Below are 20,861 nucleotides of genomic sequence, written 5' to 3'. Positions count from 1 at the left end.
AGTGCGAAGTGGCACAGGAATATACTGTTGAACAATTGAACCACGGCCGTAAAGTCTGGGACTTTATGCGCTGGGACTACTGGGCTTTCGGCATTTCAGGTTTCCTGCTGATTGCGGCCATCGTGGTGATGGGCGTACGCGGGTTTAACTGGGGGCTCGATTTCACCGGTGGTACGGTTATTGAAATCACGCTGGAAAAACCGGCCGATATGGACGTGATGCGCGATGCGCTGGAGAAAGCGGGCTTTGTTGATCCGCTTCTGCAGAACTTCGGCAGCAGCCACGACATTATGGTGCGTATGCCGCCAACTGAAGGCGCAGACGGCGGTCAGGTGCTGGGCAGCAAAGTGTTGAGTGTGATTAACGAATCCACCAACCAAAATGCGGCGGTGAAGCGAATTGAATTCGTGGGGCCGAGCGTGGGTGCAGATCTGGCGCAAACCGGTGCGATGGCGCTGATGGCGGCGCTGATCTCCATCCTGGTGTACGTTGGTTTCCGCTTTGAGTGGCGACTGGCGGCAGGGGTGGTTATTGCTCTGGCGCACGACGTGGTCATTACGCTTGGGATCCTGTCGTTGTTCCATATCGAGATTGACCTGACTATCGTCGCATCACTGATGTCGGTAATCGGTTACTCGCTGAACGACAGTATCGTTGTATCTGACCGTATTCGTGAAAACTTCCGCAAAATTCGTCGCGGTACGCCTTACGAAATCTTTAACGTGTCATTGACTCAGACGCTGCACCGTACGTTGATTACGTCCGGTACGACGTTGATGGTTATTCTGATGCTGTTCCTGTTCGGTGGTCCGGTACTGGAAGGCTTCTCGCTGACGATGCTGATCGGTGTTTCCATCGGTACCGCATCCTCTATCTACGTGGCATCGGCGCTGGCGCTGAAGCTGGGTATGAAGCGTGAGCACATGCTGCAGCAGAAGGTTGAGAAAGAAGGGGCGGATCAACCGTCGATTCTGCCTTAACCCATCAAGAGTGGAAACACTGGAATCCCGATCGCAAGGTCGGGATTTTTTTTGCCTGTGAATTAGCGACAGGCAATTATCTTTTCCTGTCGCCATACTACTGACAGTATGCTGTCAGTAGCCCTGTCTTATAGTCCTTCTGAGATTACCCACACAGGCAGGAGGAAGTATGAATAACGTAATTAACTGGTTTGAAATCCCCGTGGCACAAATGGAGCGCGCCATCGCATTTTATGAGCCCGTGATGCAGGTTTCTTTGCGTCGGGAAAATATGGACTGCGCCGAGCTGGCCGTATTCCCGCATCAGGATCCCTCTCCTGGCGGGGCACTGGCTAAATTTGACGGCATTACGCCTTCAGCGCAGGGCGCTATTATTTACCTGCATACGGACGATTTGGCTGCAACGCTTGAACGTGTCGCCACCGCTGGCGGCCAGTGCGTGTTTGGCCCGCTTGAACTGGGGCAAGATATTGGCACGATTGCGCTGTTTACTGACAGCGAAGGCAATCGCGTTGGTTTACATCAACCCGCGTAATTTTTTCAGGACTGAGGATTAATATGACCAGACGCGCCGACCGCTTGTTTCAGATTGTACAAATCCTGCGTGGCAGGCGAGTGACAACGGCGGCGCTGCTGGCAGAACGTCTGGAGGTTTCTGAACGGACGATTTATCGCGATATCCGCGATCTCTCTTTATCCGGCGTGCCCATTGAAGGCGAAGTGGGCAGTGGATACCGCCTAATGGCAGGGTTTGATCTGCCGCCGTTAATGTTAACGCAACACGAATCAGAAGCGTTGATGGTGGCTATTCGGCTGCTGAAAACATGGGGCGGGGATTCACTCTCACAGGCGCTGGAGTCCGCGCAGGAAAAAGTGCTGGCGATATTGCCGTCAGAGAGTCGGCGCAGAGCCGAGCAAACGCGGATTTTCGCACCTGATTTTGGTAATCAGCCGCATTCACGCAGTGCGTTCGATCTCATTCATCGCGCGGTTTCGGCGCAGCAGGCTCTGGAGCTGCATTATCGCGATGAGGCCGGGAACCTCTCGTGGCGCGACGTTCAGCCGCTGGGATTATTTTTCTGGGGGGAGCACTGGCTGCTCGTTGCCTGGTGTGAAAAACGTGATGATTATCGCTGCTTTCGCGTTGATCGTTGTCTGAAGATCACTCTGCTCAACAGGCATTTTCGCGAATCAGCGGATCGATCGCTAAGTGACTTTTTACGTAAAGTTCGCTGTGAAGACCAGCCATAAAAAAGCCAGCGGTTAAGCTGGCTTGTCTGCGGTAGATTGGCTGGATTAGAAGTTGTAACCCACAACCAGGTAACCACCCCAACCGGTAGATTTCGCGCTGAAATCGCCTTCGCCCCAGTTCAGAGTGTCGCCACCTTTCCATTGACCGCCGTTGTGGAAGTAACGCGCCACGACGGAGTAGTGCCAGTGATCGTAGTTCAGCGCCAGAACGTGGCTGGATGCAATAGAGTTGCTGGTACGGTTCGGATCGTCACCCAAATCTGAGCCCCAGTCGAAGTTGGTGAAGCCGATGTAGGTCAACTGGCCGCCCCATACCTGGGTGATCGGCACAAAGTATTTCACTTTGAAACGGTAGCCATCCCACTCGTTTTCGTTGGATGCGCCATAGTTCTGCCACTGGTATTTAGCATACACGTTCAGAGACAGCCCCATTGGCAGACCGGTATCGATATCGGTACCCAGACCCATATACCAGGTGCTCTGGCGGTTGGCTTTGTTATCACCCATATCGTAGATGTAGTTGTTGGCGAAATACCACTCTTTGAACGGACCAAAGCTCAGGTCAGCGCCGGTCAGCTTGTCGATGGAGAAACGCGGTTCGATTTCCATAAACAGCGGAGAACCGTCAGACCAGATGCCTTTATCGTTGCCGTTACCCCAGTCGAAGGTTTTAGGAATATCGATGTAGCCATAGAAGTCAAACCAGTCTTTTTTGGCAAACGCTTCATATTCCAGATACACGTCGTTGTTCAGTTTCGGAGAGAAACGGGTGTGATAGCTACCCACCACGTTAACGCTCTGGTGCCACCAGTCGGACAGATATTGCGGTTTGTCATTTTCTGCTGCGTTGGCAGTAAAAGACGAGGAGAGCGCCAGAACTGCACCGGCTGCAAGTAATGTTTTTTTCATATGTATGCCACTGTTTGAAATCCCTTTCGGGAGTGAAAAATGCGCAATTTGCGTTTCTAAATATTTCGTAATTCTTCGGAGCCTATTATAAAAATCATTGTTCACAAAAATATGTCTTGTTTCACAGTTCTATCATTTACGTAATCGATTGCGTTCACGTTTGCGTACTTTAGGCGGCGAATTGTACTGGCTCTCATGAATGTTGCCAAGTTTTACCGGAAATATCGCTTATGTCAGGGGAGTAACAAAATGGGGCGGGTTGGTGTTGCGGAACGCACAAAAACGTTCCGCAAAAAGTTTATTGACTAACAGGCTGGATGTCGTGGATGCGAACAAAACCTAACTGGTCAGGAGACAGCCCGTTTAACTGCAACGGAATGTCTACATCGCTGGGGGCAAGGATACTCGCCGGGGCGTTTATCAACTGATTCTGTACATTCACTTCCTGATAGTTGTCCGTGGTGCCCTGAATTTGTCCGTACTCTACAGTACCGCTAAAGGCAGGAAGCGGGGTATTCGATTCCCCCTGAATACGCAGTGTCAGGCGTGTTCCTGTCGCATTTGGCGCAATATTCACCAGAGACATACGCAACGTGCCGATCTGACTATCCAGCCGGGCAGGCGTTTTTGAACCGGGTAGCAGATAGACGCCGCTGGTTGATTTTGCGTTCAACATATTTTGTTGGGTAATTTTTACCGTTTCCTGATTGAGCTGCGTCATCTCTTTATTCAACGTGCTAACGCTTTGATGCATTTGGCGTACTTCGCTTTGCTGTGCGCAGGCGCTAAGGCTAAAGAGACTTCCCACCAGGAGAATTCTTAGGTAACGTCTTGTCATTGTGATTACTTCCTTTATTGTCGCGATAGCATAATGGTAGTGTGCGCAGAGCGCGAAGGCATCGATCCTTTGTCTCAAAAGCGTTGCGCCTTTGTTGTCACGCCAGTTCAGGGTAAAATAGATTCCGCTCAACCACTGAGGTACAGGACGCCGTATGCATTGCCCATTCTGTTTCGCCGTAGACACTAAGGTAATTGACTCTCGTCTTGTCGGCGAGGGCTCTTCAGTACGCCGCCGTCGGCAGTGTCTGGTCTGTAACGAACGTTTCACCACTTTTGAAGTGGCTGAACTTGTCATGCCGCGCGTTGTGAAAAGCAACGATGTGCGTGAACCTTTTAATGAAGATAAGCTGCGCAGCGGCATGCTCAGAGCGCTTGAGAAACGCCCGGTTAGCTCTGATGACGTCGAAATGGCGTTGAACCATATCAAATCACAACTGCGTGCGACTGGCGAGCGTGAGGTGCCGAGCAAGATGATTGGCAACCTGGTTATGGAGCAGTTGAAAAAACTCGATAAAGTCGCCTACATCCGCTTTGCCTCGGTGTACCGGAGTTTCGAAGATATCAAAGAATTTGGCGAAGAGATTGCTCGCCTACAGGACTAAGCCATGCAGGATGAATTGTACATGGCGCGCGCGCTGAAGCTTGCTGCGCGCGGACGTTTTACCACTCACCCCAATCCCAACGTGGGCTGCGTGATTGTTAAAGATGGGGAGATCGTCGGTGAAGGGTATCATCACCGCGCGGGCGAGCCACATGCCGAAGTCCATGCCCTGCGGATGGCGGGAGAAAAAGCGCAAGGGGCAACCGCCTATGTCACGCTTGAACCTTGTAGCCATCATGGCCGTACGCCGCCGTGCTGCGATGCGCTGATTGCTGCAGGCGTGTCACGTGTGGTTGCCGCGATGCAGGATCCTAATCCGCAGGTAGCAGGCCGTGGGCTCTATCGTTTGCAGCAGGCGGGCATTGACGTCAGCCACGGGCTGATGATGAGCGAGGTTGAACAGCTTAATAAAGGCTTCCTTAAGCGTATGCGTACGGGATTCCCCTACGTGCAGCTTAAGCTTGGCGCGTCGCTTGATGGCCGTACGGCGATGGCCAGCGGTGAAAGCCAGTGGATTACCTCACCACAGGCGCGCTGCGATGTGCAACGCTTGCGCGCGCAAAGCCATGCCATTTTAACCAGCAGTGCTACGGTTTTAGCCGACGACCCTCAGCTTACCGTGCGTTGGTCGGAGCTTGGAGAGTCTACCCAGGCCAGTTACCCGCAGGAAAATCTGCGTCAGCCGATCCGCATTGTTCTTGATAGCCAGAATCAGGTCACGCCGGAGCACCGTATTGTGCAACAGCCAGGAGAAACCTGGATTGTCCGGACTAAAGACGACCCTCGCAGCTGGCCGGAAACGGTGCGTAGCCTGAAGGTGCCGGAACATAACGGGCATCTGGATCTGGTGGTGCTGATGATGCAACTGGGCAAGCAGCAAATTAACAGTATTTGGGTTGAGGCTGGTCCAACGCTTGCTGGCGCGTTATTGCAGGCCGGCGTGGTGGATGAGCTAATCGTCTATGTTGCACCTAAACTGTTAGGCAGCGATGCGCGAGGATTATGTGTGCTTCCAGGCCTTGAGAAACTGGTTGACGCCCCCCATTTCAAATTCAATGAGATACGCCAGGTGGGCCCGGACGTTTGCCTGCATTTAACGACTGCGTGAGGCTTTCTGATTTAGAGGAAGCAGCGCACAGAATATTATGATAAAATCCGCCCCCCTTACGGGGCTATAAATCGAACCCGAAGGAAGAATATGAACATTATTGAAGCTAACGTTGCTACCCCGGACGCTCGCGTCGCCATCACCATTGCGCGTTTCAACAACTTTATCAATGACAGCCTGCTGGAAGGTGCGATCGACGCCCTGAAACGTATTGGTCAGGTTAAAGATGAAAACATTACCGTTGTTTGGGTTCCAGGTGCCTATGAGCTGCCGCTGGCGGCTGACGCTCTGGCGAAAACCGGTAAATACGACGCGGTGATTGCGCTCGGTACGGTGATCCGTGGCGGTACCGCGCACTTCGAATATGTGGCTGGCGGTGCAAGCAATGGCCTGGCGCATGTCGCTCAGGACAGCGGCATTCCGGTAGCCTTCGGTGTTCTGACCACCGAAAGTATTGAACAAGCCATCGAACGTGCTGGCACTAAAGCCGGCAACAAAGGCGCAGAAGCTGCACTGACTGCGCTTGAAATGATTAATGTATTGAAAGCCATCAAGGCCTGATTTTTGTAAGGGGAAATCCGTGAAACCTGCTGCTCGTCGCCGCGCCCGTGAGTGTGCCGTCCAGGCGCTCTACTCCTGGCAGTTGTCCCAGAACGACATCGCTGATGTTGAATACCAGTTCCTGGCGGAACAGGACGTAAAAGATGTCGACGTTCTGTATTTCCGTGAACTGCTGTCCGGGGTGGCGACTAACAGCGCGTACCTGGATGGACTGATGAAGCCTTACCTGTCTCGCCTGTTGGAAGAGCTGGGTCAGGTAGAAAAAGCCGTGCTGCGTATTGCGCTGTTTGAACTGTCTAAACGTAGCGATGTGCCGTACAAAGTGGCCATTAACGAAGCGATTGAACTGGCGAAAACCTTCGGCGCTGAAGATAGCCACAAATTCGTCAACGGCGTATTGGATAAAGCAGCACCTGTGATTCGCCCCAACAAAAAGTGATCCCGAGGCCGGCTGGAGGGTGGAACCTGTTTCCACTGTCCCCGGCTTTTTCTTTTTTCCTGCTGAGGCATAACGTATGGCATGTGGCGAGTTTTCCCTGATTGCCCGTTATTTTGACCGCGTAAGAAGCTCTCGTCTTGATGTCGAAACCGGTATTGGCGACGATTGCGCACTTCTGAACATCCCTGAAAAACAGACGCTGGCGATCAGCACCGATACGCTGGTGGCTGGCAACCACTTCCTCCCCGATATCGATCCCACTGACCTTGCCTGGAAAGCGCTGGCGGTGAACTTGAGCGATCTGGCGGCGATGGGGGCCGATCCGGCATGGCTGACGCTGGCAATCACATTGCCTGACGTCGATGAAGCCTGGCTTGAAGCTTTCAGTGATGGCCTGTTTGAACTGCTGAATTACTATGATATGCAGCTGATTGGCGGTGACACCACGCGTGGGCCGCTGTCGATGACGTTGGGTATTCATGGCTACGTCCCGGTTGGACGGGCTTTAAAACGCTCTGGGGCGAAACCGGGAGACTGGATTTACGTTACCGGCACGCCTGGTGACAGTGCGGCGGGGCTGGCGATTTTACAGAATCGGTTGCAGGTTGGAGATGCACAAGACGCCGACTATCTGCTCAAGCGACACCTGCGTCCCACGCCGCGAATATTACAAGGGCAAGCTCTGCGCGACCTGGCCAGTGCGGCTATCGATATTTCCGACGGCCTGATCTCCGATCTCGGGCACATTATTAATGCCAGCGGCTGCGGCGCGCGGGTTAACGTTGATGCGCTGCCTTACTCTTCGGCATTTGCCCAACACGTGGAATCGGAACAGGCGCTGCGCTGGGCGCTCTCGGGTGGTGAAGATTATGAGTTATGCTTTACCGTACCGGAAATTAACCGTGGCGCGCTGGACGTCGCGCTGGGGAATCTCGGCGCATCGTTTACCTGTATCGGGCAGATGAGCGCGGATGTGGAAGGCATTCATTTTACGCGTGATGGAAAGCCCGTTACGTTTGACTGGAAAGGATATGACCATTTTGCCGCGCCTTAAAAAAGATGTCGCAAAAAGCCGTTTGAGCATGCGCAATCCGTGGCATCTGCTGGCTACCGGGTTTGGCAGTGGATTGAGCCCGATTGTACCGGGCACCATGGGATCGCTGGCGGCGATCCCATTTTGGTATTTAATGACGTTTCTGCCGTGGCAGCTGTATTCGCTGGTGGTCATGTTGTCTATCTGTATTGGCGTTTATCTGTGCCATCAAACGGCGAAAGATATGGGCGTGCACGATCACGGCAGCATTGTCTGGGACGAGTTTGTCGGGATGTGGATAACCCTGATGGCGCTACCAACCAACGACTGGCAGTGGGTTGCCGCGGGTTTTGTGATTTTCCGTATTCTGGATATGTGGAAGCCGTGGCCGATCCGCTGGTTTGATCGCAACGTGCATGGCGGTACGGGGATTATGATCGATGATATTGTGGCCGGGATACTCTCGGCCGGAATTTTGTATTTTATCGGTCATCACTGGCCGGTAGGGATTATTTAACCCTATTGGGGACTGTTGTAGGCCCGATAAGCGTCGCGCCATCGGGCAATCAGTGCCGGATGCGCTATGCTTATCGGGCCTGCAATTAGCCATCGCCAATACTTATTTAAATCCCACCACCGGATGCTGTTTGTACGGCGTTTCCAGCTCGGCAATGTGCTCTGGTTTCAGCGTTAAATCAACCGCATTAAGCAACTCATCCAGTTGTTCCTCACGCGACGTACCGATAATCGGCGCGGCGACGCCTGGTTTGCTTAACAGCCAGGCCAGCGCGACCTGTGCACGCGTTACGCCTAGTTCCTCACTGATACCGGTCAGCCGTGCGGCAATTTGCGCGTCGTTTTCATCACTTTCTTTGTACAAGTTTTTGCCGACTTCATCGGAAACCAGACGTGCAGTGGTTTCTCCCCACGGGCGCGTCAGGCGACCACGTGCCAGCGGACTCCATGGGATCACCGCGACGCCTTCCTGATAGCAAAGCGGCAGCATTTCGCGTTCTTCTTCGCGGTAGATCAGATTGTAGTGATCCTGCATGCTAACGAACTGCGCCCAGCCGTGTTGTTTCTGTAAGGCCAGTGCCTGAGCAAATTGCGAAGCGTGCATGGATGAGGCGCCGATATAGCGCGCTTTACCGGCTTTAACGACGTCATTCAGCGCTTCCAGCGTTTCTTCGATCGGCGTGTTGTAATCCCAGCGGTGAATTTGCAGGATGTCGACATAGTCCATACCCAGACGTTTAAGGCTGTCGTCGATCGAGCGCAGGATTTGTGCGCGGGATAATCCTTCCGCTAAGTCATCAACCTGATGAAAAACCTTGGTAGCGACCACGACATCTTCACGGCGGGCGAAATCACGCAGCGCGCGGCCGACAATCTCTTCGCTGCTGCCAGCGGAGTAGCTGTTGGCGGTATCAAAAAAGTTAATACCGCCCTCAAGGGCATGTTTGATTATCGGACGGCTGCTTTCTTCAGGTAGCGTCCAGGCGTGATTGCCGCGATTGGGTTCGCCAAACGTCATGCAACCCAGGCAAAGACGGGAGACCCGAAGGTCTGTTTTTCCTAAGGTATTGTATTTCATCAATCCACTCCTGCTATGTTTAGCTCGTGATGAGTTAAGCATAGCAGGAGCGGAGAGGGGATTATGCCAGCCAGGCCTTGATTTTGGCCTCAATGCCGGCTGCATTCAGGCCCAGTTCGGCGCGCGCTTCGTCCTGGGTTCCCTGGGGAATGAAGAAGTCAGGCAGACCGATGTTCAGTACCGGAACCGGCTTACGATGCGCCATCAGCACTTCGTTTACACCGCTACCTGCGCCGCCCATAATGGCGTTTTCTTCAATCGTCACCAGCACGTCGTGCTGTGCTGCCATTTCCAGGATTAGTGCCTCATCCAGCGGTTTCACGAAGCGCATATCGACCAGCGTGGCGTTCAGCGATTCCGCGACCTGAGCCGCTTCCGGCATCAGGGTGCCAAAGTTAAGAATCGCCAGTTTCTCACCGTGACGCTTGACGATACCTTTACCGATAGGCAATTGCTCCAGCGGCGTCAGCTCAACACCTACGGCAGTACCGCGTGGATAACGTACCACCGTTGGGCCGTTGTTATAGTGATAGCCGGTAAACAACATTTGGCGACATTCGTTCTCATCGCTCGGGGTCATAATGACCATTTCCGGGATGCAGCGCAGGAAGGAGAGATCGAACGCACCCTGGTGGGTTTGCCCATCGGCACCCACGATTCCTGCTCTGTCAACGGCGAACAGTACCGGCAGTTTCTGAATGGCGACATCGTGCAGCACCTGATCGTAGGCGCGTTGCAGGAACGTGGAATAGATAGCGACGATGGGTTTATAACCACCAATCGCCAGGCCTGCAGCAAAGGTCACTGCATGCTGCTCGGCAATAGCCACGTCGAAGTAGCGATCCGGGAATTTACGGGAAAACTCCACCATACCGGAGCCTTCGCGCATCGCCGGGGTGATTGCCATCAGCTTATTGTCTTTCGCCGCGGTTTCACACAGCCAGTCACCGAAGATTTTTGAATAGCTCGGCAGGCCGCCGCTGCTTTTCGGCAGACATCCGCTGGATGGATCGAATTTTGGTACCGCGTGGAAGGTAATCGGATCTTTTTCCGCCGGCTCGTAACCACGACCTTTTTTGGTCATGATGTGCAGGAACTGTGGACCTTTCAGATCGCGCATGTTCTTCAGCGTGGTGATAAGACCCAGCACGTCGTGACCGTCTACCGGGCCGATATAGTTAAAGCCCAGCTCTTCAAACAGCGTACCCGGCACAACCATGCCTTTGATGTGTTCTTCGGTACGTTTGAGCAGCTCTTTAATCGGCGGCACGCCGGAGAAGACTTTCTTCCCGCCTTCGCGCAGCGAGGAGTAGAGTTTGCCAGAGAGCAGCTGTGCCAGATGATTGTTCAGCGCGCCGACGTTCTCTGAAATCGACATTTCGTTGTCGTTGAGGATAACCAGCATGTCGGGCCTAATATCGCCCGCGTGGTTCATCGCTTCAAACGCCATCCCTGCGGTGATGGCACCATCACCAATCACACATACGGTACGGCGCTCTTTACCTTCTTTCTCGGCGGCCACCGCAATACCAATACCCGCGCTGATGGAGGTTGAAGAGTGCCCAACGCTCAGGACGTCATACTCGCTCTCACCGCGCCACGGGAACGGATGCAAACCGCCTTTCTGACGAATGGTGCCGATTTTATCGCGGCGGCCGGTCAGGATTTTGTGCGGATAAGCCTGATGTCCCACATCCCAGATTAACTGGTCGAACGGGGTATTGTAGACATAGTGCAGCGCGACGGTGAGTTCCACCGTGCCCAGACCAGAGGCGAAGTGCCCGCTGGAACGGCTCACGCTGTCGAGTAAATAGCGGCGCAGTTCGTCGCAAAGCTTAGGCAGGCTCTCTTTTGGCAGCAGGCGTAACTCCTGGGTGGAGTCGACCAACGCCAGGGTCGGGTATTTGGCTATATCAAAACTCATCGCAAGCTCATTGGATATGTTGGTTTATTTATCACGCTGGATTATGTAGTCCGCTAGCGCTTCCAGTGCCGAGGTATCGAGAGATTGTGCGGCCAGCAAACTTAACGACCGGCGGGCATCTTCAATTAAATCCCGGGCTTTATTCCGGGCTTGCTCAAGACCCAGAAGTGCAGGATAGGTACTTTTGCCAAGCTGCTGGTCGGCACCCTGACGTTTACCCAATGTTGCAGTATCGCCTACCACATCCAGTATGTCATCCTGAACCTGGAAGGCCAGACCGATACTTTCGGCGTATTTGTCGAGTATTGCCAGGCATTCTCGCCCTTTATCACCTGCGCTTAACGCACCCAGACGAACGGCGGCGCGAATCAATGCGCCGGTTTTGTGGCGGTGAATACGCTCCAGCGCATCCAGCTCAACCTGATGCCCTTCAGCTGCCAGATCCAGCGCCTGACCGCCGCACATACCGGCGATACCGCTGGCCTGGGCCAGTTCAGAGATCATCGCGATGCGGTCACGGTCGGTGACTTCCGGCATCGGGGCGTCGCTGATGATAGAGAATGCCAGCGTTTGCAGCGCATCACCTGCCAGAATCGCATTCGCCTCGCCAAACTTGACGTGGCAGGTCGGCAGACCGCGACGCAGATCATCGTCGTCCATCGCGGGTAAATCGTCGTGCATCAGTGAATAGGCATGGATGCACTCAACCGCGGCGGCGGGGGCATCAAGCGTACTCAGGCTCACGCCAAACATCTGACCGGTCGCATACACCAAAAACGGGCGCAGACGTTTGCCGCCTAATAATGCGCCATATTGCATGGTTTCGACCACGGGAGTGTTCTGAAAGGGCAATGGCGCGATAAAACGGCTCAGTGCCTGGTTAGCCTGCTCAACGCAAGCCTGTAGCTGCTGCGTAAAATCCATTTACTCATTATCCGGTGTAAAAGGCGTGAGGGCGGCGTCTTCACTTTCTGACAGCAGGATTTGCACGCGCTGTTCAGCCTGTTGCAATTTGACTTGTCCCTGACGTGCCAGCTGTACGCCACGTTCGAATTCGTTCAGCGCCTCTTCCAGCGGCAAATCGCCGCTTTCCAGACGGGTGACAATCTGTTCCAGCTCGCTCAGCGCTGTTTCAAAACTGGCGGGCGCTTCATTTTTCTTCGGCATAATGAATGTCTGACTCTCTGTATTGACAGCACAAGACTATGGTAACGGACTCGCACTGATAAGCAAATAACGCGCAATGGTAAGGCGATGTGCACAGGATGACCATGATGGTGGTATACTTGCGCGCCTGGATGCAGCCGCAGGGTGTGGGCTGCTGTATTTTTTCCCATTACAAGTCATTCAGACTTGCCAAAGAACCATTGCCGCCATGAAGTTTATCATTAAATTGTTCCCAGAAATCACCATCAAAAGCCAATCTGTGCGTTTGCGCTTTATAAAAATTCTGACAGGGAACATTCGTAACGTTTTAAAGAACTATGATGAAGACCTTGCCGTTGTCCGTCACTGGGATCACGTTGAGGTTCGCGCCAAAGATGAAAGCCAGCGCCTGGACATTCGCGACGCGTTAACCCGAATCCCGGGTATTCACCATATTCTCGAAGTAGAAGACGTGCCGTTTACCGATATGCACGATATTTTCGAGAAAGCGCTGGTGCAATACCGCGATCAACTGGAAGGAAAAACCTTCTGTGTGCGCGTCAAGCGCCGTGGCAAGCATGAGTTTAGCTCCATTGAGGTGGAACGTTATGTGGGCGGTGGACTGAACCAGCATATTGAATCCGCGCGCGTGAAGCTGACGAAGCCGGACGTGACGGTTAATCTTGAAATCGAAAACGACCGCTTGCTGCTGGTTAAAGGCCGCTATGAAGGTATCGGCGGTTTCCCAATTGGGACGCAGGAAGACGTACTGTCGCTGATCTCCGGTGGTTTCGACTCCGGCGTGTCCAGCTACATGCTGATGCGTCGTGGCTGCCGCGTGCACTATTGCTTCTTCAACCTTGGCGGCGCTGCGCATGAAATCGGCGTTCGCCAGGTGGCGCATTATCTGTGGAACCGCTTTGGTAGCTCACATCGCGTACGCTTTGTTGCTATCAACTTTGAGCCGGTAGTCGGTGAGATCCTGGAGAAAGTCGACGACGGCCAGATGGGCGTGGTCCTCAAACGCATGATGGTACGCGCGGCGTCGAAAGTGGCTGAGCGCTACGGCGTTCAGGCGCTGGTAACCGGTGAAGCGCTGGGCCAGGTCTCCAGCCAGACGCTGACCAACCTGCGCCTGATCGATAACGTTTCAGACACCCTGATCCTGCGCCCGCTGATCTCCCATGATAAAGAGCACATTATCAATCTGGCGCGTGAAATTGGTACCGAGGACTTTGCTCGTACCATGCCGGAATACTGCGGCGTGATTTCAAAAAGCCCGACGGTGAAAGCAATTAAGGCGAAGATTGAGGCCGAAGAAGAAAACTTCGATTTCTCGATCCTCGATAAAGTGGTTGAAGAAGCGAACAATATCGATATTCGTGATATCGCCCAGCAGACGCAGCAGACTGTGGTGGAAGTGGAAACCGTGAGCGGCTTCGGCCCGAACGATGTGATTCTGGATATCCGCTCTGTGGATGAACAGGATGACAAACCGCTGAAGGTTGACGGTGTGGACGTCGTTTCTCTGCCGTTCTACAAGTTGAGCACCAAATTCGGCGATTTGGACCAGAGCAAAACCTGGCTGCTGTGGTGTGAACGCGGGGTGATGAGCCGTCTGCAGGCGCTTTATCTGCGCGAGCAGGGCTTTGAAAACGTGAAGGTGTATCGCCCGTAATCGTAGTTTGCCCCGGCTTTCTGTGCCGGGGCAGCACTAATTTTGTGGCTGGAGCGTGGCGACGCTGTTAATCAGTTGATTGGCAATCTGCGGGATGGCTTCGGCGCTGAAAAATCCCATTGTAACCGCAATAGCAATGAGCTCGCCTTTATTGTTCTGAAGCGGACAAGCTATAGATTGCGCCCCTGGGATCCCCTGTGTGGGGTTGTACCGCACGGCATAGCCCTGAGCTATTACCTGTTCAATCAATTTTGTCTGAGCGTTATTCTGCGCCTGGTAACTGGAATAACTCATAAAGATCTGGCCTGCAGCGCTGGCATGCAGCGGGACTGGTGTATTGGGCAGAAAATCAATATCGACGTTACGGAAACTACGGTTGTAGTGTTTGAGTACTAACCCTTTGTCAGAGGCAGCAACAACGCCGGTCGAATGATTAAAGGTATCGCGAAACGTAATCAATACCGCATTGAGTTCACTTATTGTGTCGCGTCTCGTCGCGTGACTTCCTGCCAGTTGTAGCGCGGTTGTCCCCATGCAATAAAGACCCTTTTCGTTTTGGCATAGCATGCCGGTTCGGCATAGTGAGACCAGATACTTGTGTAAACGGCTTTTCGACAGATCACATCCTGCGGCGATATCAATTGCTCTTGCCTGACCATTCTGGCTGGCGACAAACGTCAAAATGCTAACGGCGATATCAACCGAATTTACCCCTTGCGATGTTTCAGCCATATTCGTTCTCTTTTTTAGATATCTCGTGATTATACCATTGAGTCAGAAACCATTACTGCCTTCGCGATTCAAAAAGATGGCTACCTCTAAGTGATTAGATCTTGATATGCCTCAAGTTGATTATTGGTGAACGATGATTCACTAATGGTGAACTCTTGTGGAGGCAAGATCATGGATGCTTTGAGCAATATACGTTTAAAAAGAAGAACTCTGTTAAAAGGGTTCGGTGTAGTGGGGCTAGCGGCATTAGGGCCAACTTTTCTGGGGTTACGTCAGGCCAATGGTGATCCTTTGCCCCGGTTTCGTCTTAAGCAATCGGATTACCAGACATTTCGTTCGACTTGTGCAATGGAATGTTTGCACTGCAACCTGACGGCCTATGTCTGGAAAAATCGCTTAATGAAAATTGAAGCGACGAAAGGCTTTAACGTGAAGTGTTGTTTACGGGGAATTAGCCGCACGAAATGGGTCTACCACCCGTTACGTTTGACGCAACCCTTGCTGCGTACAGGGGAAAAAGGTGAGGGAAAATTTAAGCCGATATCCTGGAATGCTGCGCTGGATCTTATTGAAAAGAAAATCAGGGAAACAATCGCGACTGATGGCAATAAAGGCCTATTACTCACCGCCGCTTCAGGGAATATGGACTCTATCAAAAATGATATGGGTAAAGCTTTTTTTGATTATCTTGGCGGGTCGACAAAGCATGTCGGCTCGTTATGTTGCGCTGCCGTCACTGCTGCGATGATGCCCATGGTGGGGTTACGGTATGCTGATACTCGCGACACCATACAGGAAAGTCGTTATATCCTTTGCTGGGGTAATAACCCGGCCGTCACGATGCATGCTTACTTCAAGGAATATTCATGTGCGCAACGTAACGGGGCGCGAATGGTGGTCATCGATCCGCGATTTAACGAAACTGCAGCAAAAGCGGATGAGTGGGTGCCTATCGTGCCGGGGACGGATATCGCACTGGCGTTGGGGATGATCAACATTATTATGCAAGAAAAACGCTATGACGCGGATTTTCTGCGGGCACGTACCGGTGCGGTTTATCTGGTTGATGGACACCAGAAATTGATGCGAGCCGATCCGCAGGATACAGACAGCTATCTGGTGTTTGATACCCTGACACAAAGCGTGAAGCGACATGATGCGCCAGGCGTCGTGCCTGCGTTGCTGAATGATGAACTGCCCGACGGGAGCGATTTCTCTACCGTACTGGATAACGTTTGGGCGCAGGCGAAGCCCTGGACAGCGCAGAAAGTAGAGGAAGAAACAGATGTGCCAGCGCAAACTGTGTTACGACTGGCGCGAGACTATGCTTCTACGCAACCTGCGATGATTGTTCAGAATATGTCTGGTGCGCAGAGAACCGAGTTTGGTACTTACGTAGCAGCCAGCCAATTTTATCTGGCGTTGATAACCGGCAATATCGGCAAGCCTGGTGCCGGGGTCTGTGATGCGGGTGGGGTCAGGCAAATGGCGAATTTTTCACCCATCATCCCCCCGGCCCCCAATGCAGCCAAAATTCCATCAATCCCCATTTCCAAAATTGGGGACTGGATTGTTCACGAAAAACCACACTCGATTAAATTCTGGTGGAATATGACGCTGGGCGCGATGACACAGTTGCCGAATACAAACCAGGTCAGAGAAGCCTTTAAAAAAGTACCGTTTGTGGTGGTTGCGGACAACCTGATGAGTTCGTCTGCACTGTATGCCGATCTGGTACTTCCCGTGACAACTATTTTTGAAGATGTCAGTTTAATGGCGGGGGTACGCAGCCATTATGTACAACTCATGGAGAAAGCGGTAGAGCCTCCGGGAGAAGCTAAACCGGATTACTGGATTTTTGCACGTCTGGCCGAGCGTTTTGGGTTTGGCGAAGTCTTTAACCAGCCCATTGAGCATTACATCGATACTTGTCTCAAAGGTTCAGGTATCAACCGTGAGATGCTGAAGAAAGGGCCGGTATGTCCCGTTGAAGAGGATTGGATCCCCTTTAAGGATGGGAAGTTTCGTACCTCAACCGGAAAGGCACATTTTTATATTGAGGAATGGGCCAAAAAGGACTTCTTGCCGGTGGTGACCTGGAAACAGGTGAAAGAGTCGGTGAAAGGTTCGCCTGAACTGGCAAGCAAGTATCCGTTAATGGCGGTACAGCGCAAACTGGCACGTAGCGTACATTCGAGCCACGGTATGAATGAATGGATCCTAGAAATTCAACGCAATCGTCCGAATGTGATGATTCATCCCGAAGATGCCCGTAATCGTCAGATCCAAGCCGGAGAGTGGGTTGTTGTTTTCAATCATCGTGGAGAGCACAGGGCAATTGCTGATGTTACGACGCATATAAAACGGGGGGTTGTGAGCCTGGATAACGGTTGGTGGGAGCAACAGGGTGGGAGTAGCAGCCATGTCACCAACGATCAGGTCGAGCTGCTGGGTAATGGACACTGTTGTAACAGCACGCTGGTTGACGTTAGAAGGGAGGCATAACCATGGCTAAACAGTATGGATTTCTTATCGATATGCAGAACTGCTATGGCTGTAAGACCTGCAGTATGGCCTGTAAATCGGAAAATATGACGCCGCTTGGCGTGCTATGGCGCCGGGTACGTGAGCGTTGTACCGATGAGCCCAATACTCAAGCATTTATCAGTATGTCATGCAATCACTGCGACGATCCTCAGTGTATGAAAGTGTGCCCTGCCGGAACCTATACCAAACGGGCTGACGGTATTGTTGTCCAGGACCATGACCGTTGTATTGGTTGCCGAATGTGTATTATGGCCTGCCCCTGGAGTGCGCCAGTTTATGATGCGCAAGAGGGGAAAACCAGTAAATGTAATCTGTGTGCAGAACGACTGGATGAAGGGTTGCAACCACGCTGTGTGGAATCTTGTCCTGCGAGTGTATTACGGTTTGGTGATATAGACGAACTTCGCAAAGAACATACAACACAGTGGACGGTACTGGAGAAGCGTTACAATCTGCCAGATCACAATATTAGTAAGCCCAATATTGTGATTATTGCGCCACGGGACTGAGGAGAGAGAAATGGAACACTATGAATTGCCATTGGTCTTTTTTACGGTCTTCGCTCAATGGGGGATTGGCGGTGTTCTGGCACTAACATTGTGTCAGAATTTTGGCACGCTGAAATTCAATGCTGAACAATATCGTCGGCTGGCGTTGTTATTTTGGGTCATCACTGTGCTGGGTTCTTTGGCATCCCTTGTACACTTGGGAACACCTACTGGCGCATACCGTTCAATAGCTGGGTTGGGAATATCCTGGTTGAGCCGGGAAGTGGTGGCATTTATCGTATTGAATGCCGTAATATTTTGTTGGCTAGCGCTATGCTGGCTCAAGCCTGGGCACCCGGGAGTGAATCTTCTGGGGGGCGTAACGGCGCTTGTTGGCCTGGTGTCAATTTTTGTGACGTCTCAGGTCTATTACCAAATGGCACTACACCCGCTTTGGCATACTCTAGCCACGCCGCTTGGCTTTCTGGCAACGGCGGTGTTGCTTGGTTTTATGAGCGTGGCGGTGGCGTGCGGTTATTGGTATAAATCCTCTTCAAAGGTATGCAATGCGGGGATTATAATTGGAATCGTGTTGTCCACGAGTGGGTTGTGGTTCCGCTATCATATCCCTGGCGCTGATGCGTCAAGCCCTCTGCTTTGGTGGCAGTTATTTGCCAGTATTTGCGTTGCTATATGGGGAATATCGCGCCTGAACTATGGTACACAGAGCTGGGCGTGGGTGGCGTTAATTGCGACGGGAGAGTTGGCGGGAAGAATGCTGTTTTACAGTAATGTCATGAGCGGGGCGCCCTGGTTCTAAATCTTTTGCCGGATGGCAGCAACCATCCGGCAAGCTCACTTACTCGTAGTAGTTATAGATTCCCGCTGCCATCACCAGTTGTGATGCAACTTCGTAAGCCTTTTCACGACTGACCAGAAGATCAATGATTTTCAAACCGAAATCGATGGAGGTTCCCGGTCCCTGGCTGGTTAACAGGTTAACGCGCGGATCCCACACGACGCGTTTGTCCTGCCATTGATCGGCGGGGATCTTGTCTTTTAGCGCCGGAAAACCGGTCATGTTACCGATGGGAAAAATGCCGTGCGGGACGAGGACTGTGGCGGCAGCGGCGCAGATTGCCGCGACAATGCGTCCGGAGCGATGAAACTGCTTCACGGTTTCGACCAGCAGAGGGCTGTCGCGAAAACACTCGGCGCCTTTAATACCGCCCGGCAGTACGATAATGTCGAAATCGCCGTCGGCAACGTCGACTAATGGCGCATCCGCCAGCAGTTTCACACCGCGCGAGCACACGATCGTCAGGTTGCCATCGCTGGCGACGCTGGCGGTTGTGACCTTAATTCCGCCGCGAACCAGTAGATCGATAGTAGTAACCGCTTCGGTTTCTTCACTACCAGGGGCGAGACATACCAGTGCTTGAGCGCTCATACTCACTTTCCTTTCTTTTAACCATTTCAAACAGGCGGGCATTTTCCGGAACGGCGATGCCGTGCGCGCGTGCACGTTTTAACAAATAACCGGTAATGTAGTCGATCTCGGTATGACGCATGGCGCGAATGTCCTGCAGCATAGATGAGATATTTTCCGCCGTACTGTCAATCACTTGCTCGACATAATAGCGTAAATCATCCGCTGATGTGTGGTGGCCTTCGCGTTCGATGACCGCTGCCACTTCCTCGCAGATGAGCGCTATTTTTTCAGGATGATGGCGTAACTCGCCGTTTGGGCAATCCCATAATGCGGTCAGCGGGTTAATGACGCAGTTGACGGCCAGCTTGCGCCACAGCTCGGCGCGAATGGTGTTGTGCCAGGCGACGTCCGGCAGCACCTCTTGCAGGGTTTCAGCCAGATAGCTGAAATCGCCGTCTTGCTCACGCGCCGGCCCAATACGCGTTGTTCCCTGAGCGACATGAATGATGACGTTCCCGTCACGGCGTGCCGCGTGAGTGGTGGTGCCCATCAGCAGGGGTTGTTTAATGTTATGTAACTCTTCAATCGTCCCCATGCCGTTGTGAATTAACAGAATGGGCGTGGTTTCGGGCAGAATTGCGGCCAGGCCTTTTACCGCATCAGAAACCTGCCAGGCTTTCAGGGTGACCAGCAGCAGGTCGCTTTTTGCCAAAAAGTCGGGGTCGTTTGCCGTCAGGGATTCATTAAAAACTGACCCATCCGTGTCGATCAGGTTTACGCTGCAGTAGGGTTGCGGTACGCGCAGCCACCCTTGCACCTCATGTCCATGTTTGCACAGCGCTGTAAGCCATAGCTGTCCTAACGCTCCACATCCCAGTACGGTAATTTTCATTCTTCCTCCTCACCTGCAACAGCACCAGGTGTTAATCCATATCGACCGCACCCCATTATTGTTCGCAGATGTCACTACCACGTACAATGAAAGGATACAGCCTAGTATAGCGCTGTCTGTTGAGTAACTTTGCAGGTATTATGCTTCGCATCAAAAATGAAGGGAGAGGAAAAGATGCCATCTTTCGATATTGTCTCTGAAGTTGATCTTCAGGAAGCCCGTAACGCGGTGGATAACGCCAGCCGTGAAGTCGAGTCACGCTTTGATTTTCGTGGCGTTGAAGCCACTTTTGAGCTGAATGAGTCAAATAAGACGATTAAGGTGCTGAGCGAGTCTGATTTTCAGGTTAATCAGCTGCTGGATATTTTGCGTGCCAAGCTGCTGAAACGCGGTATTGAAGGCACCTCGCTGGACGTACCAGAAACTTTCGTGCACAGCGGTAAAACCTGGTTTGTTGAAGCTAAGCTGAAGCAGGGCATTGAAAGCGCGGTGCAAAAGAAAATCGTTAAGCTGATCAAAGACAGCAAGCTGAAGGTGCAGGCGCAGATTCAGGGTGAAGAAATTCGTGTGACCGGTAAGGCGCGTGACGATCTGCAATCCGTCATGGCGTTGGTTCGCGGTGGTGATCTCGGCCAGCCGTTCCAGTTTAAAAACTTCCGCGATTAAGTCGTAATGCCTGAGCCGGCCTACAGGTCGCACACGCTAT

Annotated in this window: 23 protein-coding genes; 14 read left to right on the top strand and 9 right to left on the bottom strand. The window is 52.5% G+C overall.

What is annotated here, in order from left to right:
* Window positions 1–8: 8 nt before the first annotated feature.
* The 3 genes from secF to I6L54_RS19750 all read left to right on the top strand — a co-directional run bounded on the left by secF (window position 9) and on the right by I6L54_RS19750 (window position 2,231).
* Window positions 9–980: a protein translocase subunit SecF gene (secF, locus tag I6L54_RS19760; RefSeq protein ID WP_005125128.1), complete on the top strand. Its 972-nt coding sequence runs from the start codon at window positions 9–11 to the stop codon at window positions 978–980.
* 169 nt (window positions 981–1,149) lie between these two features.
* Entirely contained in the window at window positions 1,150–1,515 is a 366-nt protein-coding gene (locus tag I6L54_RS19755; RefSeq protein ID WP_040232734.1) for a VOC family protein, read from the top strand.
* Window positions 1,516–1,538: 23 nt separating this feature from the next.
* On the top strand, window positions 1,539–2,231 hold the full coding sequence (locus tag I6L54_RS19750; RefSeq protein ID WP_040232732.1) for a helix-turn-helix transcriptional regulator: 693 nt from the start codon (window positions 1,539–1,541) through the stop codon (window positions 2,229–2,231).
* Window positions 2,232–2,276: 45 nt separating this feature from the next.
* On the opposite strand, the gene I6L54_RS19745 is transcribed toward I6L54_RS19750, so the two are convergent.
* Window positions 2,277–3,140 carry a nucleoside-specific channel-forming protein Tsx gene (locus I6L54_RS19745; RefSeq protein WP_040232729.1) on the bottom strand — a complete coding sequence of 288 codons (864 nt, stop codon included), beginning with the start codon at window positions 3,138–3,140 and terminating at the stop codon, window positions 2,277–2,279.
* 298 nt (window positions 3,141–3,438) lie between these two features.
* Window positions 3,439–3,978, bottom strand: coding sequence for a SadB/YajI family lipoprotein (locus I6L54_RS19740; RefSeq protein ID WP_040232728.1), 540 nt, complete (start codon window positions 3,976–3,978; stop codon window positions 3,439–3,441).
* 154 nt (window positions 3,979–4,132) lie between these two features.
* On the opposite strand from I6L54_RS19740, the gene nrdR reads away from it, so the two are divergent.
* The 6 genes from nrdR (at window position 4,133) to pgpA (ending at window position 8,239) form a co-directional block, all read left to right on the top strand.
* Window positions 4,133–4,582 (top strand): transcriptional regulator NrdR, encoded by a 450-nt coding sequence (gene nrdR, locus I6L54_RS19735; protein WP_016152032.1) that lies wholly within the window; start codon window positions 4,133–4,135, stop codon window positions 4,580–4,582.
* 3 nt (window positions 4,583–4,585) lie between these two features.
* Entirely contained in the window at window positions 4,586–5,689 is a 1,104-nt protein-coding gene (gene ribD / locus I6L54_RS19730; protein ID WP_005125135.1) for a bifunctional diaminohydroxyphosphoribosylaminopyrimidine deaminase/5-amino-6-(5-phosphoribosylamino)uracil reductase RibD, read from the top strand.
* A gap of 90 nt (window positions 5,690–5,779) precedes the next feature.
* Window positions 5,780–6,250 carry a 6,7-dimethyl-8-ribityllumazine synthase gene (gene ribH, locus I6L54_RS19725; RefSeq protein WP_003021575.1) on the top strand — a complete coding sequence of 157 codons (471 nt, stop codon included), beginning with the start codon at window positions 5,780–5,782 and terminating at the stop codon, window positions 6,248–6,250.
* Window positions 6,251–6,269: 19 nt separating this feature from the next.
* Window positions 6,270–6,689: a transcription antitermination factor NusB gene (nusB, locus tag I6L54_RS19720; protein ID WP_000801129.1), complete on the top strand. Its 420-nt coding sequence runs from the start codon at window positions 6,270–6,272 to the stop codon at window positions 6,687–6,689.
* Between the two features lie 76 nt (window positions 6,690–6,765).
* Window positions 6,766–7,743 carry a thiamine-phosphate kinase gene (gene thiL / locus I6L54_RS19715; RefSeq protein ID WP_005125140.1) on the top strand — a complete coding sequence of 326 codons (978 nt, stop codon included), beginning with the start codon at window positions 6,766–6,768 and terminating at the stop codon, window positions 7,741–7,743.
* Window positions 7,721–8,239 (top strand): phosphatidylglycerophosphatase A, encoded by a 519-nt coding sequence (gene pgpA / locus I6L54_RS19710; RefSeq protein ID WP_003021578.1) that lies wholly within the window; start codon window positions 7,721–7,723, stop codon window positions 8,237–8,239. The genes thiL and pgpA overlap by 23 nt, the downstream gene beginning before the upstream one ends.
* Before the next feature lie 102 nt (window positions 8,240–8,341).
* On the opposite strand, the gene yajO is transcribed toward pgpA, so the two are convergent.
* From yajO to xseB, 4 genes are all read right to left on the bottom strand, one after another.
* Window positions 8,342–9,316: a 1-deoxyxylulose-5-phosphate synthase YajO gene (gene yajO / locus I6L54_RS19705; protein ID WP_040232726.1), complete on the bottom strand. Its 975-nt coding sequence runs from the start codon at window positions 9,314–9,316 to the stop codon at window positions 8,342–8,344.
* A gap of 61 nt (window positions 9,317–9,377) precedes the next feature.
* The gene (gene dxs, locus I6L54_RS19700) at window positions 9,378–11,240 is read right to left on the bottom strand and encodes a 1-deoxy-D-xylulose-5-phosphate synthase (RefSeq protein WP_005125143.1); all 1,863 of its coding nucleotides are present in this window, start codon (window positions 11,238–11,240) and stop codon (window positions 9,378–9,380) included.
* Between the two features lie 24 nt (window positions 11,241–11,264).
* Window positions 11,265–12,164 (bottom strand): (2E,6E)-farnesyl diphosphate synthase, encoded by a 900-nt coding sequence (gene ispA / locus I6L54_RS19695; RefSeq protein WP_005125144.1) that lies wholly within the window; start codon window positions 12,162–12,164, stop codon window positions 11,265–11,267.
* Entirely contained in the window at window positions 12,165–12,407 is a 243-nt protein-coding gene (gene xseB, locus I6L54_RS19690) for an exodeoxyribonuclease VII small subunit (RefSeq protein WP_005125145.1), read from the bottom strand.
* 208 nt (window positions 12,408–12,615) lie between these two features.
* On the opposite strand from xseB, the gene thiI reads away from it, so the two are divergent.
* Entirely contained in the window at window positions 12,616–14,064 is a 1,449-nt protein-coding gene (thiI, locus tag I6L54_RS19685; RefSeq protein ID WP_040232722.1) for a tRNA uracil 4-sulfurtransferase ThiI, read from the top strand.
* Window positions 14,065–14,100: 36 nt separating this feature from the next.
* On the opposite strand, the gene I6L54_RS19680 is transcribed toward thiI, so the two are convergent.
* Window positions 14,101–14,796, bottom strand: coding sequence for a helix-turn-helix domain-containing protein (locus I6L54_RS19680; protein WP_005125148.1), 696 nt, complete (start codon window positions 14,794–14,796; stop codon window positions 14,101–14,103).
* 171 nt (window positions 14,797–14,967) lie between these two features.
* Here I6L54_RS19680 and I6L54_RS19675 point away from each other — a divergent pair, with 171 nt between their 5' ends.
* Genes I6L54_RS19675 through I6L54_RS19665 form a run of 3 tightly spaced genes read left to right on the top strand, consistent with a single transcriptional unit; the run spans window position 14,968 to window position 18,651 of the window.
* Window positions 14,968–17,301, top strand: a complete 2,334-nt coding sequence (locus I6L54_RS19675) for a molybdopterin-containing oxidoreductase family protein (protein WP_040232720.1) — start codon at window positions 14,968–14,970, stop codon at window positions 17,299–17,301.
* Between the two features lie 2 nt (window positions 17,302–17,303).
* Window positions 17,304–17,852: a 4Fe-4S dicluster domain-containing protein gene (locus tag I6L54_RS19670; protein WP_005125151.1), complete on the top strand. Its 549-nt coding sequence runs from the start codon at window positions 17,304–17,306 to the stop codon at window positions 17,850–17,852.
* 10 nt (window positions 17,853–17,862) lie between these two features.
* Window positions 17,863–18,651, top strand: a complete 789-nt coding sequence (locus I6L54_RS19665) for a dimethyl sulfoxide reductase anchor subunit family protein (protein ID WP_040232719.1) — start codon at window positions 17,863–17,865, stop codon at window positions 18,649–18,651.
* 39 nt (window positions 18,652–18,690) lie between these two features.
* Here the strand turns inward: I6L54_RS19665 and yajL are convergent, their stop codons facing one another.
* Together yajL and panE are read right to left on the bottom strand one after the other, a co-directional pair.
* Entirely contained in the window at window positions 18,691–19,281 is a 591-nt protein-coding gene (yajL, locus tag I6L54_RS19660; protein ID WP_040232716.1) for a protein deglycase YajL, read from the bottom strand.
* Entirely contained in the window at window positions 19,244–20,155 is a 912-nt protein-coding gene (gene panE, locus I6L54_RS19655) for a 2-dehydropantoate 2-reductase (RefSeq protein WP_040232714.1), read from the bottom strand. Before panE ends, yajL begins: the two co-directional genes overlap by 38 nt.
* A gap of 174 nt (window positions 20,156–20,329) precedes the next feature.
* Between panE and I6L54_RS19650 the strand changes: the two genes are divergently transcribed.
* Window positions 20,330–20,821 carry a YajQ family cyclic di-GMP-binding protein gene (locus I6L54_RS19650; protein ID WP_003831002.1) on the top strand — a complete coding sequence of 164 codons (492 nt, stop codon included), beginning with the start codon at window positions 20,330–20,332 and terminating at the stop codon, window positions 20,819–20,821.
* Window positions 20,822–20,861 lie beyond the last annotated feature (40 nt).

It is taken from the genome of Citrobacter pasteurii (assembly GCF_019047765.1).
Lineage (GTDB): Bacteria > Pseudomonadota > Gammaproteobacteria > Enterobacterales > Enterobacteriaceae > Citrobacter > Citrobacter pasteurii.
The sequence above is the reverse complement of the archived record's forward strand: the minus strand, read 5'-3'. Positions and strand labels throughout refer to the sequence as shown.

Bases quoted from the DNA above. Each gene is read 5' to 3' on its own strand.
- I6L54_RS19740 (WP_040232728.1), bottom strand. From the start codon at position 3,978: ATGACAAGACGTTACCTAAGAATTCTCCTGGTGGGAAGTCTCTTTAGC.
- xseB (WP_005125145.1), bottom strand. From the start codon at position 12,407: ATGCCGAAGAAAAATGAAGCGCCCGCCAGTTTTGAAACAGCGCTGAGC.
- I6L54_RS19650 (WP_003831002.1), top strand. From the start codon at position 20,330: ATGCCATCTTTCGATATTGTCTCTGAAGTTGATCTTCAGGAAGCCCGT.
- I6L54_RS19750 (WP_040232732.1), top strand. From the start codon at position 1,539: ATGACCAGACGCGCCGACCGCTTGTTTCAGATTGTACAAATCCTGCGT.
- dxs (WP_005125143.1), bottom strand. From the start codon at position 11,240: ATGAGTTTTGATATAGCCAAATACCCGACCCTGGCGTTGGTCGACTCC.
- I6L54_RS19755 (WP_040232734.1), top strand. From the start codon at position 1,150: ATGAATAACGTAATTAACTGGTTTGAAATCCCCGTGGCACAAATGGAG.
- ispA (WP_005125144.1), bottom strand. From the start codon at position 12,164: ATGGATTTTACGCAGCAGCTACAGGCTTGCGTTGAGCAGGCTAACCAG.
- nrdR (WP_016152032.1), top strand. From the start codon at position 4,133: ATGCATTGCCCATTCTGTTTCGCCGTAGACACTAAGGTAATTGACTCT.
- I6L54_RS19680 (WP_005125148.1), bottom strand. From the start codon at position 14,796: ATGGCTGAAACATCGCAAGGGGTAAATTCGGTTGATATCGCCGTTAGC.
- ribD (WP_005125135.1), top strand. From the start codon at position 4,586: ATGCAGGATGAATTGTACATGGCGCGCGCGCTGAAGCTTGCTGCGCGC.
- I6L54_RS19675 (WP_040232720.1), top strand. From the start codon at position 14,968: ATGGATGCTTTGAGCAATATACGTTTAAAAAGAAGAACTCTGTTAAAA.
- ribH (WP_003021575.1), top strand. From the start codon at position 5,780: ATGAACATTATTGAAGCTAACGTTGCTACCCCGGACGCTCGCGTCGCC.
- thiI (WP_040232722.1), top strand. From the start codon at position 12,616: ATGAAGTTTATCATTAAATTGTTCCCAGAAATCACCATCAAAAGCCAA.
- thiL (WP_005125140.1), top strand. From the start codon at position 6,766: ATGGCATGTGGCGAGTTTTCCCTGATTGCCCGTTATTTTGACCGCGTA.
- pgpA (WP_003021578.1), top strand. From the start codon at position 7,721: ATGACCATTTTGCCGCGCCTTAAAAAAGATGTCGCAAAAAGCCGTTTG.
- panE (WP_040232714.1), bottom strand. From the start codon at position 20,155: ATGAAAATTACCGTACTGGGATGTGGAGCGTTAGGACAGCTATGGCTT.
- yajL (WP_040232716.1), bottom strand. From the start codon at position 19,281: ATGAGCGCTCAAGCACTGGTATGTCTCGCCCCTGGTAGTGAAGAAACC.
- I6L54_RS19665 (WP_040232719.1), top strand. From the start codon at position 17,863: ATGGAACACTATGAATTGCCATTGGTCTTTTTTACGGTCTTCGCTCAA.
- yajO (WP_040232726.1), bottom strand. From the start codon at position 9,316: ATGAAATACAATACCTTAGGAAAAACAGACCTTCGGGTCTCCCGTCTT.
- I6L54_RS19745 (WP_040232729.1), bottom strand. From the start codon at position 3,140: ATGAAAAAAACATTACTTGCAGCCGGTGCAGTTCTGGCGCTCTCCTCG.
- I6L54_RS19670 (WP_005125151.1), top strand. From the start codon at position 17,304: ATGGCTAAACAGTATGGATTTCTTATCGATATGCAGAACTGCTATGGC.